This is a genomic window from Streptomyces sp. NPDC050085, assembly GCF_044460595.1.
GTDB lineage: Bacteria > Actinomycetota > Actinomycetes > Streptomycetales > Streptomycetaceae > Streptomyces.
The window spans coordinates 85,131-102,061 of the sequence record NZ_JBITJZ010000014.1 but is presented as its reverse complement, the minus strand read 5'-3'; the positions used below and the strand labels follow the sequence as shown (position 1 = coordinate 102,061).

Annotated in this window: 10 protein-coding genes and 1 pseudogene; all 11 read right to left on the bottom strand. The window is 68.6% G+C overall.

Annotated features, from left to right (window positions below; genetic code table 11):
- Positions 1-37 precede the first annotated feature (37 nt).
- The 11 genes and pseudogenes from ACIBUY_RS35115 to ACIBUY_RS35065 all read right to left on the bottom strand — a co-directional run bounded on the left by ACIBUY_RS35115 (position 38) and on the right by ACIBUY_RS35065 (position 16,850).
- Positions 38-1,309, bottom strand: a complete 1,272-nt coding sequence (locus ACIBUY_RS35115) for an alginate lyase family protein (RefSeq protein WP_365575381.1) — start codon at positions 1,307-1,309, stop codon at positions 38-40.
- 92 nt (positions 1,310-1,401) lie between these two features.
- Positions 1,402-4,113, bottom strand: coding sequence for an Ig domain-containing protein (locus ACIBUY_RS35110; RefSeq protein WP_399154807.1), 2,712 nt, complete (start codon positions 4,111-4,113; stop codon positions 1,402-1,404).
- Positions 4,114-4,374: 261 nt separating this feature from the next.
- Positions 4,375-5,304 carry a carbohydrate ABC transporter permease gene (locus ACIBUY_RS35105; RefSeq protein ID WP_399154806.1) on the bottom strand — a complete coding sequence of 310 codons (930 nt, stop codon included), beginning with the start codon at positions 5,302-5,304 and terminating at the stop codon, positions 4,375-4,377.
- Entirely contained in the window at positions 5,301-6,233 is a 933-nt protein-coding gene (locus ACIBUY_RS35100; RefSeq protein ID WP_399154805.1) for a carbohydrate ABC transporter permease, read from the bottom strand. The genes ACIBUY_RS35105 and ACIBUY_RS35100 overlap by 4 nt, the downstream gene beginning before the upstream one ends.
- A gap of 3 nt (positions 6,234-6,236) precedes the next feature.
- A complete protein-coding gene (locus ACIBUY_RS35095) occupies positions 6,237-7,556 on the bottom strand; it encodes an ABC transporter substrate-binding protein (protein ID WP_399154804.1) in 1,320 nt (439 codons plus the stop codon).
- A gap of 271 nt (positions 7,557-7,827) precedes the next feature.
- Positions 7,828-8,916 (bottom strand): LacI family DNA-binding transcriptional regulator, encoded by a 1,089-nt coding sequence (locus ACIBUY_RS35090; RefSeq protein ID WP_365580556.1) that lies wholly within the window; start codon positions 8,914-8,916, stop codon positions 7,828-7,830.
- Positions 8,917-8,965: 49 nt separating this feature from the next.
- Positions 8,966-11,215, bottom strand: a complete 2,250-nt coding sequence (locus ACIBUY_RS35085; RefSeq protein ID WP_399154803.1) for an alpha-galactosidase — start codon at positions 11,213-11,215, stop codon at positions 8,966-8,968.
- The gene (locus tag ACIBUY_RS35080; protein ID WP_399154802.1) at positions 11,181-12,188 is read right to left on the bottom strand and encodes a hydroxyacid dehydrogenase; all 1,008 of its coding nucleotides are present in this window, start codon (positions 12,186-12,188) and stop codon (positions 11,181-11,183) included. Before ACIBUY_RS35080 ends, ACIBUY_RS35085 begins: the two co-directional genes overlap by 35 nt.
- 199 nt (positions 12,189-12,387) lie before the next feature.
- Complete coding sequence (locus ACIBUY_RS35075; RefSeq protein WP_399154801.1) at positions 12,388-13,974, bottom strand: glycoside hydrolase family 43 protein; 1,587 nt, start codon at positions 13,972-13,974, stop codon at positions 12,388-12,390.
- 152 nt (positions 13,975-14,126) lie between these two features.
- A pseudogene (locus ACIBUY_RS35070) lies at positions 14,127-15,023 on the bottom strand (family 43 glycosylhydrolase); the annotation flags it as partial.
- A gap of 258 nt (positions 15,024-15,281) precedes the next feature.
- Positions 15,282-16,850: an alpha-L-arabinofuranosidase B gene (locus ACIBUY_RS35065; RefSeq protein ID WP_399154800.1), complete on the bottom strand. Its 1,569-nt coding sequence runs from the start codon at positions 16,848-16,850 to the stop codon at positions 15,282-15,284.
- Positions 16,851-16,931: the final 81 nt, after the last annotated feature.

Genomic DNA, 16,931 nt, shown 5'->3' with positions numbered 1-16,931 from the left:
GCGCCGGGACACCCGGCGCCCCTGTCGGCATCCGGTATCACCCCGCGATCGAGTCCAGTTGCTCGGCCGCGGGCCGCAGCGCCCACAGGTCACCGCCGGGCGGCGTCTCCAGCTGCGCGACCGCCCTGCGCGCGGCCTTGTCGCCCGCGTCGGCCGCCGCGTGCACGACGTCGCTCGCCGCGAACCGCTTGAACTCCAGCTCCGGATGCGGCCAGGCCGCCTGCCCCGTCGCCGCGGGCAGCAGGTAGTCCACGGCCTTGAACAGGCTCTGCCCGTCAGGACCTCGGTACGCCCACAGGTCGACGCCGACGTGCTTGCCGATGGCGGCGAGCCGCGTGTACGCGACCAGGTCGAAGGTCGAGTAGTGCCAGCTTCGGGTGCGCGCGAGCTCCTGCGGCTGGGTGCCGTCGCCCGCGATCTGCGCGTCGATGCGCCCGGCCCGGGCGTCGAGGACCGTGCGGCGCGCGAGGTCCGTGTCGCCGGTCGCGTACGCGAGGGCGGCGACCTGCATGTCATAGAACGTGCCGTGGTTGTTGTCCGCGGCGCCCTCCTGCTTGCCGAAGTCGCTGTTCACCAGCCAGTCGAGGAAGTCCTCGTTCCACTGGCCCATGCCCGCGCGGTCGGCCTTCGACCAGCCGGGGGCGCCGTTCGCGAGGAGTGCGACCGCGTCGACGACGCTCGTGTACGACTGCGAGAAGTCGATGATGCCGATGGCGCGGCCGTCGTACTTGCACGGGATGAACTGGGCGTGGTTCAGGTTCGGGTTCATCTTCGTGTCGGCGTCGAGGAACCAGGTGCGCAGGACCTGTCCGGCCTTCTCCGCGTAACGCCGTTTGCCCGTGTAGTACCAGGCGAGCGCGAGGTCGTAGGTGGAGTCGAAGACCTTCTCGACGTCCTGCCGGTCGGTGCCGGTGTCGACCTCTGGATTGCGCTGTCCGTCCTTCTGAACGTACGGGCAGCCCCACGGATTGTCGGCGGTAGGGGCGGTGGACGGCCACCAGTAGGGGGCCTGGCTCAGATAGTCGTGGACGTCGCCGCCGGGCGCGGGCTTCGGCTTGTCGACGACGGTCCAGGGGCCCTGGTCGAGCCAGGCGTCGGCGCGGGCCGTCAAGTTCCTTACCGAGCGCTCGAGTTGGTGGTCTCCATGGGCGATCCGCTCCTTGGTCTGCTGAAGGCGCTTGCCGTCGAGCACGGCGGTTCGGGGAGCGGAATCGCGGGCGGCGGCGTCCGCGGTCGGTACGAGGACGGCTGCCAGAGCGGCCGCGGCCGCGACGAGAGCGCCGAGGCGCATCCGAGGTCTTGCACGCATCACACGGCTCCATTCAGACATATATCTGAACGATGTTCACGAATAAGTGCATGCGAGCGTAGACCTCGGACCACTCCTCAACAAGAAGCGCGTCAGGTCTCGTGCCGTTCTCCGTAGATGTGGAACTCGGTCATCTCGAACACGTTGCGGACGATGCCGTAGAGCACGTCGGGCAGGGGTTCGAGCATCTGGACCTTCACGTAGCGGAATGCGGCGTCCCGCAGAGCGGGGTCGACGTCGAGCGTGTTGAAGTCCTGGGTGAAGCTGGTCACGCCCGGGGTGAGCCGGGTCCATGTCGTGCCGTCGTTCGAGCCGTAGACGGCGGAGTTCGCGAGCCGGTCCGCGAAGATGTTGCTCTGGAATCCGAAGCGGGTCGCCGAGACCCGGAAGCCGGGACCGAAGTCGAAGGTGTGGGAGAGGTCGACCGCCTGGGAGTACACGGTTCCCGACTGGTTGTCGCCGTCGACGAGATTGCCGATGTTGGCCCCGGCCGTGGAGGAGGCCACGAGTGAGGGGTAGTCGAGGCTGCCGTCCACGTCCGTGCGCGGGGAGAGGAGGGCGAGACCGTCGACCGCCGTCACGAGGCGGGCCAGCGCCGTGAGGTACGTGTCGTCCGTTCCTTCGGCACGCGCGGCCTCGGCAGCGGTGAGCGCCTGGTCGTAGGCGGCCTCGGTGTGGGAGACGTACGCGGCGTCGGCGTCGTGACCCTGCTGGGCGAGTGTGAGCGCGGCGGTGCGGTTGCGGGCGGCGGCGAGCTCGACCGGGTGGCTCGCCACGGTGGTGCCGTCGGAGACGGTCACGGTGCTGACGGTGGAACCGGCCGTGTCGGGCCCCCACGTCAGTTGGCCGGTGGCCGAGTTGAGGGTTGCACCGGCGGGCAGTCCATGGGCTGTGTAGGTGAGGGTGCCCGAGCCGTTGTAGTGCGCGGACAGGTCGGCGTTGGCGGTCGCGCCCCTCCAGGCGACGATGCGCTGGGGGGACGTGTCGTCGAAGCTCGGGGGTGTCAGCTCACCTGCGGCGTTGGTGTTGACGTGGTCGATGTCGATCGTGCCGCTGCCGGTGGCCCGGATGAAGAGGATGTCGCCCATGGAGTGGGGGTACATGACGTAGCGCCATGCGCCGCCGGTGTCCGGCACGAGGATCGTGCGGTCGTCGTGGCGGTCGAGGCGCAGCCGGACCTCACCGTCGGTGCGGACCCGGAAGGCGAGGAGCTGCTTGCTGGTCGAGCCGCTGAGGTAGGCGATCTCGGAGCCCCGGCCCGCGGTCGGCATCCGCACGTAGCCGGTGTCACCGTCGGTTCTCCGCTCGACGTCACCGGAGAGAGCGGTGTACTTGTTCTCGACCTCGAGGATCGTCGGGCTCGCCTGCGGCGGCGGGACGGTCTGCCCGGCCGCGGAGGCGGGCGCGAAGAGCCAGGAGTCGCCGCCGCCGTCCACGTTGTCCCACGCGTTGCTGAGGGTGCCGTTGTAGGAGAACAGGGGGCCGTTGCGCTTGGCGTACGCCTCGGCGAAGTACGGCGCGAGCTTCTTGACGTCCTCGCCGCGGGTGAACGCGTAGTAGTAGTAAATGTCCCAGAAGCTCGCGGTGTTGTAGCGCCCTCGGTAGTTGTACGAGATGTGGTTGTAGGTGTCTCGGATGGTGCCGTCGGGCGAGATGGCGTAGGCCATCGGGGTCCACGGGGTGTCGTGGCCGAGCATGTAGCGCCAGAAGTAGTCGGCGGCGGCGAGGATCCGGTTGTCGAGGAACTCGTAGGGGCCGACCGCGTTCGAGGCCTCGGAGACGGTGCCCGCGACGGGGTCGACCTTGGTGTGCTGCGCCATGAGGATGCGGGAGATGATCGCCGCATTGGTGAGGTCGCCCCCGCCGTGCGCCTGGTCGCGCCCCATCTCGGCGTGCTGCACGTGCGGGTTCTTGATCGGTTTGCCGGTGGCGTCGTCGGTGTCGACCCAGCGGAACAGCCGCGCGACCGAGCCGTTGAAGCCCTGGTCCTTCGCTGTGGCGTTGACCGTGAACCATTCGACCGAGCGCTGATAGAGGGCGGTGTCGTCCATGAAGACGGCTCCGGCCATCGCCCCCATGAGCGGGTAACTGTGCTGGTTCATGAAGTGGTTGTTGTCGTCCTGGAAGGTCTTGACGACCGGGACGACGAGGTTGCTGGTGAACGCCCGCGTGTCCGCCTCGGTCCAGGGGTACGCCTCGTCGGCGCACGAGGTGTAGCGCAGCAGCTCCGCGGCGGAGACCATGCGGTTGAGGGGGATGCCGGTGTGGATGTGCGCGTCGGTGAAGTACGCGTACTTGGCCGGGTCCATCTGCTCCCAGATACGGATGATGTCCAGGGCGTTCTTGCGGTAGACCTCCTCACCGGTGAGCACGTAAAGGAGCGCCTGCGTATAGGACTTGAGACCGTCGGCGATGAAACGGCCGTTGAATCCCTGGCTGTTGAACGCGTCGGACGCGGGCTTGGTCGGGTCGGCGCTGCTCCGGTTCGACGATGTCACCCCCGTTCCGGCCGCTGACGACTTCTGCATCGCGCGGAAGGACGACGTCCAGGGTTCGGCGCCCGCGGCGATCTGCCGGCGGGCGTTCTGAAGGATCGGCTCGGTCAGGCCGACGCCGGGGTGGACGAACTTCTGTGCGCTGACCGTGGATTGGAACGTCACGGCACATGTGCCGGACTCCTGCGCGCCGGCGGTTCGGGGCACCGCGAGGAGGAGTGCGGTGACGAGCAGGAGCACCGCGCCGAACGCGCCGAGTCTTCGGACGCGGGCGTCCGCGGCGACGGGAGTCGGATTCAGGGTGAGCACCTTGAGAGCACCTTCTTCCTTGACCGGGGAATTCAGATGACAGGTTCCGGTGGCGATCAGGAACCCCGTGCCGGCACGCGCCTAGGGCGTGTCTTCAAACTCCCGTCGTCGCCCGCAGGGCGGCCGCGCGGCGTCTGGTGCGTGCTCTCGGCGTGCCGGGTGCCGACCCTCGTACTGGATGTACTTGGGTCTGCGCCCGGTGCGGCGAGAGTGCGTGCCAGGCGTCGTGAGGCAGACGGGAGTTTGAAGACACGCCCTAGGTCACTTGAGGCTGCCGAGCGTGACTCCCGTACGCCAGTAGCGCTGCATGGAGATCATCAGGAGCACCATCGGGATGAGCGAGATCATCGAACCGACCACGACCATGCCGGTGAGGTCGACGGAGGAGTCGACCTTGATCTTGAGCCACGAGTAGAGGCCGACCATTACCGTCCACTTCTCCGGCGTACGCAGGAACACCAGTGGGCCGAAGAACGAGTTCCAGGAGCCGACGAACCCGAGCAGGAAGATGGTCGCCGCGCCCGTGGACATCAGCCGGGCGCCGATCTGGAAGAAGATCCGGTACTCGCCGGCGCCGTCGATGCGGGCGGCTTCCAGGAGTTCGGCGGGGATCGCTCCCTCGGCGTACACCTTCGCCAGGTAGACCGAGAAGGCGTTGAAGAAGCCCGGCACGATGATCGCCCACGGTGTGTCGACGATCTGCAGGTCGGTGTAGAGGAGGAAGGACGGGATGGTGAGCAGCGCGTGCGGGACGAGGAACGAGCCGATGATGCAGCCCATGAGGACGCTCTGGCCCCGGAAGCGGTACATGGCGAGGCCGTAGCCGCAGGCGACGCAGATCAGGGTCATGCCGAGCGTGGAGACCACACCGTAGAAGACGGTGTTCCACATCCACTTGAGGAAGATGCCGTCCTGATAGGTGAAGAGTCCCTTGAGGTTGTCCCCCAGGTGCATGTCCGCGAACCAGAGGCCGTTGGTGGTGTAGAGGTCGCTCTGGCTCTTGGTGGCGGAGACGATGAGCCACCAGATCGGGGCCAGCGAGTAGACGGTGAAGAAGACCAGGCCGCCGACGACCAGGGACTTCGTCCGTCGGCTGTGCCGCACCTGGCCATCCGTACGCGGCGTGACGCGCGGTCGCTTGGCCGGGGCGGGCGGGGTTGCCGACGGGGGCCCGTCGAGAGTTGCGGTCATGATGTGGGCGCCTTGTTCGTGAACCGGTAGAAGAGGGCCGAGGCGGTGCCGACTACCAGGGCGAGGATGATCGACAGGGCGGCCGCGTAATTGAAGTTGCCCTGTTGGAAGGCCCAGTCGTAGATCGCCATGATCGGTGTGAAGTCGCGCGTGATCGTCTGTGGCGTCATCGACTTGAACAGCATCGTGTCGCTGAAGATCTGCAGCGTCCCGATGATGGAGAGCACCGTGGTCAGCACGAGTGAGCGGCGTACCAACGGCACCTTGATCGACCATGCGATACGCCACTCGGAGGCACCGTCGATACGGGCCGCCTGGTAGACGTCGGGATCGACCGAGCGCAGCGCGGCGTACACGATCAGCATGTTGAAGCCGATGCCGCTCCAGGCCATCAGATTGCCGATCGACACCCAGAGCAGGCTGCTGCCGTAGAAGTTCGCGTCGATGCCGAAGAGGCCGAAGAACCCGGTGAGGGGGCCGACGGTCGGGCTGTAGAGGTAGATCCAGATCAGCGTGGCGACGATCCCGGGGATCATGTACGGCACGAGGAGCGGCAGCCGGAAGCGGTCGGCCAGCTTCTGCGACGCGGCGTCGAGGAGGAGGGCGAGTCCGACGCTGAGGAACTGGATGAGGGGGATGCTGATCACGGCGAAGAGGCCGACGCGCAGCATCGAGGACCAGAACCTGCCGTCACCGAACCCGTCGAGGAAGTTGTCCACACCGACGAACTCGACCGTCTTGGCCCCGAATCCGAGCCCCGAGCCCATTTCCGCGTACAAGCTCTCCTTGAGTGCCAACACCATCGGTACGACGGTGAACAGGGTGAACCCGAGGAAGAACGGGACGGTGAAGGAAGCCCCCTTGAGGGCCATCATGCGCTGCCGGCCGAGACGCGGGGCCTCGGCCGACGGGCGGGTGGAGGCGCTCATCGATCAGCCCTCGACGTTGATGTTCTTCGACTTCAGATCCCGGACCGTGAACTCCTGCATGTGCTGGAGTGCGGCCTTGACCGTGATCTTCTTGGTGACGATCTTGGCCCACTGGTCCTGGAGTTCGGCGAAGACGCCGGTGTAGTTGGGGCCGACGGTCCAGGAGTCCTTGGCGTGCTCGAACGCCTTGAGGATGACGCCGCGGGCCTCGGACTTGTGCGGGCCGAAGAGCTTCTCCGGCACCACCGAGTCCACCCAGGGGGTGACGTCCTTGACCGCGCCCGGCCACTCGTACTGCTTGGTGTCCTTCCGATAGGTCGCGTTGATCGCTTCCTTGTCGGTCTTCATCCACACGCCGGCCTCGACGGCCTCCTTGACGTGGGCGCAGCCCTTGGGCACGAGCAGGCCGGCGTTGGCGAGGTGGGCCGGGGTGGTGAAGTCGGCCCCGGCGAACTGCGGCAGGTCGACGGGCTGCCAGTCCCCCAGGGACTTCTTGTTGTTGATCTCGTAGTTGGCCAACTGCCAGGTCTGGGTGGGCAGCGAGACCATCTTGCCGGAGTCGAAGTATTTGATCAGCGCGGGACGGTCCTGGTACGTCTGGTTGGCGACGAGGCCGTTGTCGACGAGCTGCTGGACGACGTCGGCGGCTTTGAGGGACTCGGGCGAGAGGAAGTCGACCTTCCAGGTGTCGCCCTGCTCCTTGTACCAGGTGCCTCCGGCCTGCTGGACGAGGTTGACCAGGGTGGACGGATCCTCCCCGGCGAGGTTCATGATCTGGACACCGTGCTGCTTCAGCTTCTTTCCGGCGGTGATGACGTCGTCCCAGGTCTTCGGGACGGCAACGCCGTACTGGTCGTACACCTTGCGGTTGATCATGAAGAAGGTCGGGTTGAAGCCGGTCGGGATGGCGTAGTACGCGCCACCCGCCCGGACCGACGGCGGCGCGACCGGGTTGAACTCCTTGAGGTGGGGCTCCAGTTCCTTGGTGATGTCGGTGAGCAGACCCTCGCCTGCCAGGCCCGGCACCTCACCGAAGTTCTTGACCAGGCAGGGCACGCCCTTGCCCGAGGCGACCACGTTGCGCACGTTCTGCCCGGCGCCGACGCTGTCGGTCTGCTTGACCAGCTTGATCTTGACGTCGTCGTGGGTGGAGTTGAACTTGTCGACGACCGGCTGGATCGTCTTTGCCTCGTCCCAGCTCCACCACTCGATGGTGACGGGACCGTCGGCCTTGCCCTCGCCGTCGGAGCCGCAGCCCGCGAGGATGACGGACAGAGTGACGGTGGAGGCCACGGCGGCCATTCTGCGGTGACGCGTACGCATGCGGGCTCCTGGAATGAGAGCGGCAAAGGGAGGGTGGACCGTTCACTCGCAGCTTGGGGGCGCGTGCCCGAACTCGGCGTAGAAATCGGTCTCTACGGAAGCTAGGGCCACGTCGCGAGCCGGGCAAGGTGTCTGCACGGGAAAAGTTTGATTACGTCGGTTCTTGTGACCTTCGGTCGAGATCTCGGACGGCCTGATTCAGAAATCGGTCTCCATCCAGACCCCGCTGGAGCGATGAAGACCGGTATCGGAGCGTGTGCGGGTCCGTCGGCTATGCCCTCGACGGCCGCTTACGGGCAGCCCCGGGGGCGCGGACGGAGTCCCTGATGACCACGTGGGTACCGAAGACCTTGTGCTGACGCCCGGCCAACTCGTCGCGGTGCAGGGCGAGTCGCACGGCGTCGCGCCCCATCTCCTCGAGCGGCACGGCGACGGTCGTCAGTGCGGGATAGATGTCCATGGCGAAGGGGATGTCGTCGTAGCCCGCGACCGACACGTCCTCCGGTACGCGCACTCCCGCCTCGCGGAATGCCTGGATCACGCCCGCGGCGACCATGTCGGTCCCCGCGAAGACAGCAGTGAACTTGGCTTTCGCGGCGAGGAGTTCCTTCGCAGCGCGATAGCCGAACGACCGCGTGAACTCCCCCGGCACCATCAGTCCCGGATCGGGTTCCACCCCGAGCATCTCGTGCGCACGCCGGAAGCCGGCCACCCGCTCCGTGCTGGTGGAAAGACCCGGCACGGCGCCGAGATAGGCCACCCGCCGGTGCCCCGAGGTGAGCAGGTGCGTCGTCATGGCGAAGGCGCCGCCCTCGTTGTCGTACTCCACGACGGTGGCCGGCACGCCCTCCCCCAGGGGTGGCCTTCCCACCAGGACGAGACGGGAGCCCGCACGGTCGAGCGCGGTCGCGAAATGGGTCATCCGCTCCTGGTAGGCCCGGTCTTCCAGGGCCCCGCCCACCACGATCACGGCGTCGGCCCGCTGCTCCCGCATCGTCTCGACGACGGCGATCACCCGCTGCGGGTCTCCGTGGGTCGTGCAGAGCATGCAGAGCCTGCCCTCGGCCGACGCCTGCTCCTCCACACCGCGCGCGATGTGCGCGTAGAACGCACCGGTCACGTCGTTGACCACGAAGGCCACCGTCTTGTTGCTGGCCCCGCCGAGCACCCGGGCATGGGCGTTGACGACGTAGTCCAGCTCCCGCATGGCCTTGAGGACCTTCGCCCGGGTGGTCTTCGCCACCGGATAGGTGCCGCCGATGACCCGGGAGACGGTCGCCGGTGAGACGCCGGCCAGCCGGGCGACATCCCTGACGGTCGAGGCGTCCGCCGTGGACCCGCCCCCCGTGCTGCTGCTCACTGTGCCCCTGTCCCCTCGGCCTGTTCCACCACTGTGCCTGCGGTGACGCTCACGATAGTGGAGGCGACGGGCGGGGGATCCGCACGATCACCGCGGAGACCGGATGGGCGAGCCCCACCCGCAGCCCCTCGGGAGTCGGATCGAGGCGCACGGGCACGGACGCGTACAGACAGTGGATGCCCTCCGCCTGTCTTTCGGGCTGCCCTTCGGGCTGTCTTTCGGGCTGTCTTTCGGTCTGCCCTTCGGTCTGCCCTTCGGGCTGCCTTTCGGGCATGGGGATCAGGCAATCCCCTGGACCACCGCGCCGCCAGACGGCCATGAGCGTCGCCTCGTCCGTGGTCAGGGCGAGTGCGAGCCAGTCGTCGCGCCAGCCGGGCAGTCCGAGCGGCCAGCTCGGCACCGCGCGGGCCAACTCGCGCCGATAGGTCTTGTAGACGTCGAGCGCAGCGGACACCAGGCCGATCTGCCGGTCGTCCAGCAGGTCGATCCGGCCGCTGAGATGGACCCGGCCCAGCAGTGCCGAGACCATCGAGAACCCGATCTCCGCGTCCGTCATGCCCGGCTGCGGGTATGCCCACACAGCGCCCTGCTCCGGGGGCACCGCCGCCGGTGCGGCTGCGGCGACCGCCGCGATCAGCCGCTCGTCCTGCTGGTCGGTGAGCGACTGGACGGGCACCCGGGCCAGCGTGGCGTGGTCGACGCGCATCCCACCGGCCGCGCATCCCTCGACCACCAGGCCGGGGTGACGCTCCATCACGGACTCCAGCCAGGCCAGAGTGGCCCGGTTGTGGGCCAACAGGCCGTGGCCGGGCCCGTGGGGAGCGGCGTCGGTGCCGACGCCTATGTCGATGTTGTGGTCGAACTTGAAGTAGCCGATGCCGTACTCCCTGACGAGCCGGTCGACCGTCTCGTCGAGGTGGGCGAGAGCAGCGGGATGCATCAGGTCGAGCTGGTGCCGCCCCCACTCGGTGATCCGGACACCGTCGCGCCGGAAGAACGCTTCGTCCGGCAGCATCCTGGCGATCGGGCTGCGCACGCCGACGACTTCGGGCTCCAGCCACAGCCCGGGGATCATCCCCGCTGCCTTCACGGCGTCGGTGACCTCGGCGAGACCGCCGGGGAAACGGCTCGCGGCCGGGCGCCACTCGCCGATGGCGTCCCACCAGCCGGGCACGCCTCCCACGCCGTCGGGGCCCCGTTCGTCGTCGAACCAGCCGGCGTCGACGCAGAAGTACTCCGCACCCGCCGTCGCCGCCGCCCGGACCAGCGGCAGCAGCTTGTCCGTCGTGGGGTCGCCCATCAGACAGTTCATGAAGTCGTTGAAGACGACGGGGAGTTCGGTGCTGTCCGGGTGCGGTCGCCGCCGCGCACGCCGGTGTCCGGTGAGAGCGGCCAGGGCCCCCTCCCGCTCGTCGGCCACCGCGACCGTCGCCGCGACGGTGGTGAACGTGTCTCCCGGGGCGAGCAGCACGGACCACTGGTGCTCGCGCTGCCCGGGCCCGGACAGGAGCAGGTACAACTCGTCGAAGCGGTCGGCGACTTCGGCGTGCCAGGAACCGTTGTGCTCGATCTGCCAGGCCAGCACCCCGGCCGGGCCCTCCAGCCAGCCCATCGGCAGCTTCTCGGAGGAGGGCCAGGCACCCGAACTGGTCAGCGCGGCCCGGTTCTTCGAGCCGGTCTGCCCGAAGCGGGTCATGCCCACGTCGACAAGGCCCGCCTCGCCGAGCGGCACTCCCTTCCAGCGGTACTCGCCGCTCCACGGGTTGTCGCCGGACCACAGCAGAACGTCGTTCTCCCACCGCCCGGCAGCGCCGAGCGCTCCGGCGACGCCGGCCAGGACGAACGACGTGACCTGCTCGATCCGTACCTCGCGCGCCCCGGCCGTCACCTCGGCCCAGGCGGTCACGACCGGCAGGCCCGGGGTCAGGCGGTAGTGGGCGGCGACCCGCAGATCCGTCGCCTGGTCCCTCATCCGTACGGTGAGCAGGTCCTCCCCCGCCTCATGACTCTCGTACCGCAGTCGTCGGGAAGCCAGGGAGTCGACGTGCCGCTTGCCGGAGGTGCCACTGCGGCCGTGGCCGGTGACTTCGATCTCCACCAACGGCAGTGCCGCCGCCCCGGCCGAGGCGGTGTTGAGGCCGAGCAGGCGGGGCGGGGCGTCGGGGCCGTGGGCGAAGTGGAGGGTCAGGGCTTCATGGCCCCAGTTGTCGATCATCGAGAAGCCTTCGGTGCGGGGAATCGGCAGCGTGCGCGAACGGGCCTGCTCACGCCGCCCGTTCGAGGACGGAGGGGTCGACACGGTGCAGCAGTGGGACACCCGACACCAGTCGCTCCAGCTCGGCGATGGCATACAGGCCGAGACGCCGTACTTCGTTGCCGTGCGAGCCGGCCAGATGAGGGGTCAGAAACGCGCCGGGCAGGTCGAACAGCGGCGAGTCGCTCGGCAGTGGCTCGGGCTCCGTGACGTCGAGGACCGCCGCCAGCCGGTCCGTCCGCAGTTCCGCGATGAGCGCGTCGTGATCGACGAGGCTGCCGCGCGCCGTGTTGATCAGCACGGTTCCGTCGCGCATCGCCGCGAGCTCGGCCCGTCCGATGAGTCGGTCCGTCTCGAAGGTCGCCGGAGCGTGCAGGCTCACGATGTCGGATGCCCGCAGCAGCGCGTCGAGGGACACCAGACGGACACCGAGCCCCGAGGCCTGTGCCTCGTCGACGTACGGATCGGCGAGCAGGACCTCGAAGTCGAACGGCCGCAGCAGCTCGATGACCCGGCGGCCGATGCGGGAGGCGCCCACGATGCCGATCCTGCGTCCGAAGTTGCCGATGTCCGGCTGGATCTCGGCGAGGGTGAAGCCGCGGCGGGCCCGGTAGCGCTCGCGCGCCGCGATCACGTCCTTGCCCGCCAGAAGGATCACGCCGAGGGTGTACTCCGCGACGGGCAGGGCGTTGGCGTCGGCGGACGAGGAGACGACCAGGCCGCGGTCCCACCATCCTGGGGCCATGATCCCCTTCACGGAACCGGCGGCGTGCAGCACGGCCCTGAGCCGGGGTGCTGCGTCGAGGACGCCGGCGTCGACAATCGGGCTGCCCCAGCCCGTGAGGAGGATCTCCGTCTCCGCGAGGGCGGCGCGAACCCGTGGGCCGGTGAAGTCGCGGACGAGCAGTGCCGGGTCGACGTCCACGGTGCGCCCCAGTCGGTCCAGGAGATCGGGCGGATAGACGGCGGCCAGCGTCTCGGCGCTCATGGCGAGCAATGCCTTCGGACGGTCGGACACTGAGGGGCCTCCGGTGGGATGACGAGAAGGGACATGAGAGGGGCTGAGAGGCTGAGAGGACTGCGAGGGCTGCGCAGGACCGCGAAGGCTGCGAAGGCAGCCAAGAGAGAAATCGGTCTCTGTCGAGGGCGAGAGTCTCTGTCGAGTACGAGACGAGGTACGGCCGGTGGCTACGAGCACACCCGTTCGTCGCGGCCCGTCACCTGTCCCTGAGTTCGAAGTGATCGAAGAACGCCGGCTTGCGCGTCCCGCCCAGGTCCTGGGCGCACAGGCCGACGAACGCGCCGGTGAAGCGGAGCGCGTCCCCGTAGTCGTCGGAGAGCCTGCTCGCGTCCAGGACGGGGCCGACGTCCCGCCAGTCAAGGCCGTCGGGCGAGGCCGACAGGCGCAGGTCCGCCTCGTCGAAGCGGGCGCGGAGGTGGATCGCGGGCCAGTCGTCGACGTCGGTCTCGGTGGCCGGCTGTTCGCGGTAGGTGCCGGCGTCGTTCTCGACGAGGCCGAGGATCCGGCCGCGGGTCTCCTCGTGGGTGACGCGCAGGTAGAAGTACGTGCTGGTGTCGTACCAGCAGATGAGCCCGGCGGCCTGGGTGAAGTGATCGGGGCGGAAGTCCACGACGGTGGCCGCCTCGCACCGCACCGAGCGCAGGCGCCGGGCGACCAGGCTCTGCTCGAAGCGCGAGTGCAGACTCTGGCGGCCGCTGAGGCGCAGCTGCCCGGGCCGGTCGGTGAGGCTCAGCCATGACGGGTCGGCGGGCACCCGGAGGGTGCACCAGGAGGCGTCCAGGGTCGTTGCGTCGAAGTCGTCCCGCTCGGGTGCGACGACGGCTGCGGCGGTGGCGGCCGAGGGCGGGCCCGGCACCGTGACCCGGGGTTCCGTACCGCCGTGCGCCAGTCCCGGCCAGCCGTCGTCCGTCCACACGATCTGCTCGACGCAGGTCTCCCGGCCGAGGACCGAGCGCGGCCCGCCCTTGGTGTCCACGGGTCGTGAGGCGAGGTGGGCGATGTACCACTCCCCCTCGGGTGTCCGGACGAGCTCGCCGTGACCGGCCTTGAGCAGCGGCGCCTTCCAGGTGTGACGGGTCGTCATCAGGTCGCCGCCCGGGGCGAGTTCGTACGGTCCGGCGAGCGATCGGGACCTGGCCATGAGGATGCCGTGGTTCCAGCCGGTCCCCCCGTGCGCGAGCATCAGGTAGTACCAGCCCTCGCGCCGGTACAGGTTCGGGCCCTCGACCAGGTCCTCGTGGGTGAGGATCGTGCGGGGCCGCCCGGTCAGCCGTCGCTGCTCGCGGTCGTACTCCTGGAGCAGGATGCCCGCGAACGACGGGCGCCCCTCGCGTGCGTCCCACTGGATGTTGAGCAGCCAGGTCCTGCCGTCCTCGTCATGGAAGAGCGACGGGTCGAAGCCCGACGAGTTGAGGAAGACCGGCGCCGACCACGGGCCCTCGATCGAGGGCGCGGTGATCAGGTAGTTGTCGACGTCCTTGAACGGGTTCCCGGTGGTGCGCACGATGCTGTACGCGAGCCAGAACAGGCCGTCGTGGTGGGAGAGCGACGGGGCCCACACGCCCGCCGAGTCCGCGACGCCCCGCAGGTCCACGAGGTCGGGCCGGTCGAGGATGTGGCCGGCGGGCTCCCAGTGCGCGAGGTCGGTGGAGCGGTGGACGGGGACACCCGGCAGCCACTCGAACGTGGAGTTGACCACGTAATAGGTGTCGCAGACACGGACGATGCTCGGGTCCGGGTGGAAGCCGGGAAGTACGGGATTGCGGATCAGGCCCGCGGGCATGCGGCGGTTTCCCTTCGGCAGAGGCAGGTCCGGCAGGTCTCTGGCACCGTGAGGAGTCGACCCCACTTTAGAAACCGATTTCCATGGGGTCAATGGTCATGGTGTGCGAAGCCCGGCCTCGCTCTCGGTTCCGGTCAGGGCCCGACGGCGACGACCGTGCCGGCCTTGGCATCCACCGAGATCCGCTCGCACCAGTCCATGACCAGCGTGCGCCGGTCGGGGAAGGACAGCGGCAGCCACACGTGACGCGAGTCGTTGACCGGGGCGCCCCAGTTCGCCGCCCACCGGTCGCCCAGGTACAGGTACGACGAGTCGTCGGCGCCGTGCACGGCGAGTGCGTATGCGGTCTGCGAGTCGTACGTGGTCGCGTCGCCCGCGTCGCGAAGCTCGCTCCACGGGCCCGTGAGGGAGTCGGCGGTGGCGTACTGCTGCTGATTGGGAGCCCAGCCGGTGCAGCCCGACGTGAGCAGGAAGTAGACGCCGTCCCGCTTGAACACGGCGGGGGCTTCACGGGACTTGCCCACCCACAGCTTCGCGACCAGTTCCTCGGCCGACAGGTAGTCGGGGCTCAGCCGGTAGACGTGCAGGTCCTCGTTCTCGTTGGCGGCGGAGACGAGGTATCCGGTCCCGTCGTCGTCACGGAAGAGGGTCAGGTCACGGGACATGTGGCCGAGCGGTCGCAGGCTGCCCTGATAGGCGTAGGCCCCGTCAGGGGTGTCGCACACGGCGACCGCGGCGCGGGCCTCCCCGTAGTGACCGACCGCCTCTTTGTGCATCCACAGGACGAAGGCGCCGGTGCGGGGGTTGTGGAGCACCTTGGGGCGCTCGATGTTCGCCGCGGCCAGCTCGGGATGGGACGCCTGCGTGAGCACGTGCCCCCTGAACTCCCAGTTCACGAGGTCCGCGGAACGGTAGGCGGCGACACCGCGGAAGGTGTTGTCGGGATGACGGTCCTCCCCGAACCAGTAGAAGAATCCGTCGACTTCGACCATCCCCCCGCCATGGGTGTGGAGCGGACTGCCGTCGGTGTCGGAGAACTGTGTGCCGTTCACCAACTGGTGCATGGATCGCGTCCCTTCCTCAGCGCAGCAGTTCGACCGAGACCAAATAGAAATCGGTCTCTACGGAAGAGTGCTGGGTGAGCGGGAGCAGGTCAAGATGTCGGCGAGGAGATCGAGTGCGTTCCGGGCGGAATCGAAGCCGTACGACGGACGACGGCCGTCCCGCGGCACCCTGCTGGGTGCCGCGGGACGGCCTTCCGGACGAGATGGGCGTACTCCCTGTTCGCCTTCAGCGGTGGTCGCTCGTCAGCTCAAGGGGGTCGCGGTGAGCCAACTGGTGTCCTGGGCCCACGAGTTCGTGGAGTCCCAGGCGTTGGAGCCGCCGTTGGCGGCGATGTAGGACGAGTATTTGTAGTGGCGTACGTATTTCGTCGGGTAGTTGACGGATGTGAAGGAGGTGCCGGATCCGCTGTTGCCCGCGGTGGGGCAGAAGGTGGCGTCCTGGGCGAACGAACCTCCGCCGTCGTCGGTGTTCACGTAGAGCCGGAGGTTGCGGTGGCGCAGGAACTGGCCGGGCTTGCCGGCGGACTCGAAGGAGAGGCAGGAGGTGTTGGCCAGTCCGGCCCGGACGACCCAGGTGGCGTCCGCTCTGTCGGCGGCCGGGCTCGACGAGTTGACCGCGGAGATGCCGACCGTGCTGTCGGCGGCGTTGCGGTGGAGGTAGTGCGAGGTGCAGCAGGGCGCGGTGGTGGCTTTCAGGGAGGTCCGGGAGCCGGGGGTGAGGGTGCCGGTGTTGGTGGTGGCGCTGCTGTAGCCGGCGGCGGTGATGTTGGCCTGGACGGCGTTCTCGGTGGCGTCCGAGGGGTAGCCCGAGGTCATGACGCCTTCGTAGAAGGTGCCTTGGCCGGTGTTGCTGTTGTCGCCGCCGATGCCGAGGATGATCGCGCCTTGCTTCTTCATCGGGTTGTAGCCGGAAGCGTTGGGGCGTACGCCGTTGTAGTAGGTGGACAGGCTGCCCGACTGGGCGTTGCCGCCGCGGATGGACCACTGGTTGGGGCCGCCCTTGAGCAGGGCGGTCTGGAAGCGGTTGTTGACGCTGGGGTCACCCGCGTTGTAGCCGCGGTTGACCCCGGAGAACAGGCCGTTCTCCAGGTCGGCCATGACCCAGGGGCCGTTGCCGCTGCCCCAGCCCCAGCCTTTGCTGTTGCCGAAGTAGAGGGCCTCCATGGTGCCGTTGCCGTCGTCGTTGCCGGTCGTCTCGGCGTTGCCGTAGTCGAAGCAGCAGCCCCCGTTGAAGTGGGTGCCGTCGAGGATGGCGTACATGCCCTCGGGCTGGTCGCCGGTGGCGATGCCGTGGGTGTTGTTGTTGCGGTAGCCGGTGCCGGGGGCGACGTGGACGCCGTACGCGGTGTGGCCGCCGACGGTGACCGGTGCCTCGAAGGCGTTGGCCAGGTTGTCGTTGCCGCCTTCGGCCGGTCCTGGCCAGTGGCCCTTGAGCGCCCGGGTGAGCTTGTTGCCCTTGCCGGACTGGTCGTAGATGACGGAGATGACACAACTGGTCTTCGCGCAGAAGGAGTCCTGCGCTGCGGCGTCGGCGTATCCGCCGACGCTCAACGGGCCGATGTCCTTGGTCGCGTTGTCGGAGGCGCGCATGACCTGGTACAGGGGGCCGTTGTACGTCCCGTACAGGGCGCGGGTGGTGCTGTGCGCGGCGACGCAGGGGGTGCCGCCCGCGGCGTAGATGTCGCACGGCCCTTGGGCTGCGGCCTGCGAGGTGGTGCTCGTGGCGGTGAGCAGGCCGCCGGTGAGCACGGCTGTGGCGACCGCCGCGAGGAGGGCGCGGGTGGCACGGCGGAGCAGCCGTGGCGTGACCATGAAGTACTCCTTCACCTGAGGTGGGGGGCTGAACCGGGCGGTCAGGGAACGGACTTGAGGCAGGGCCGCCCGGACGGGACC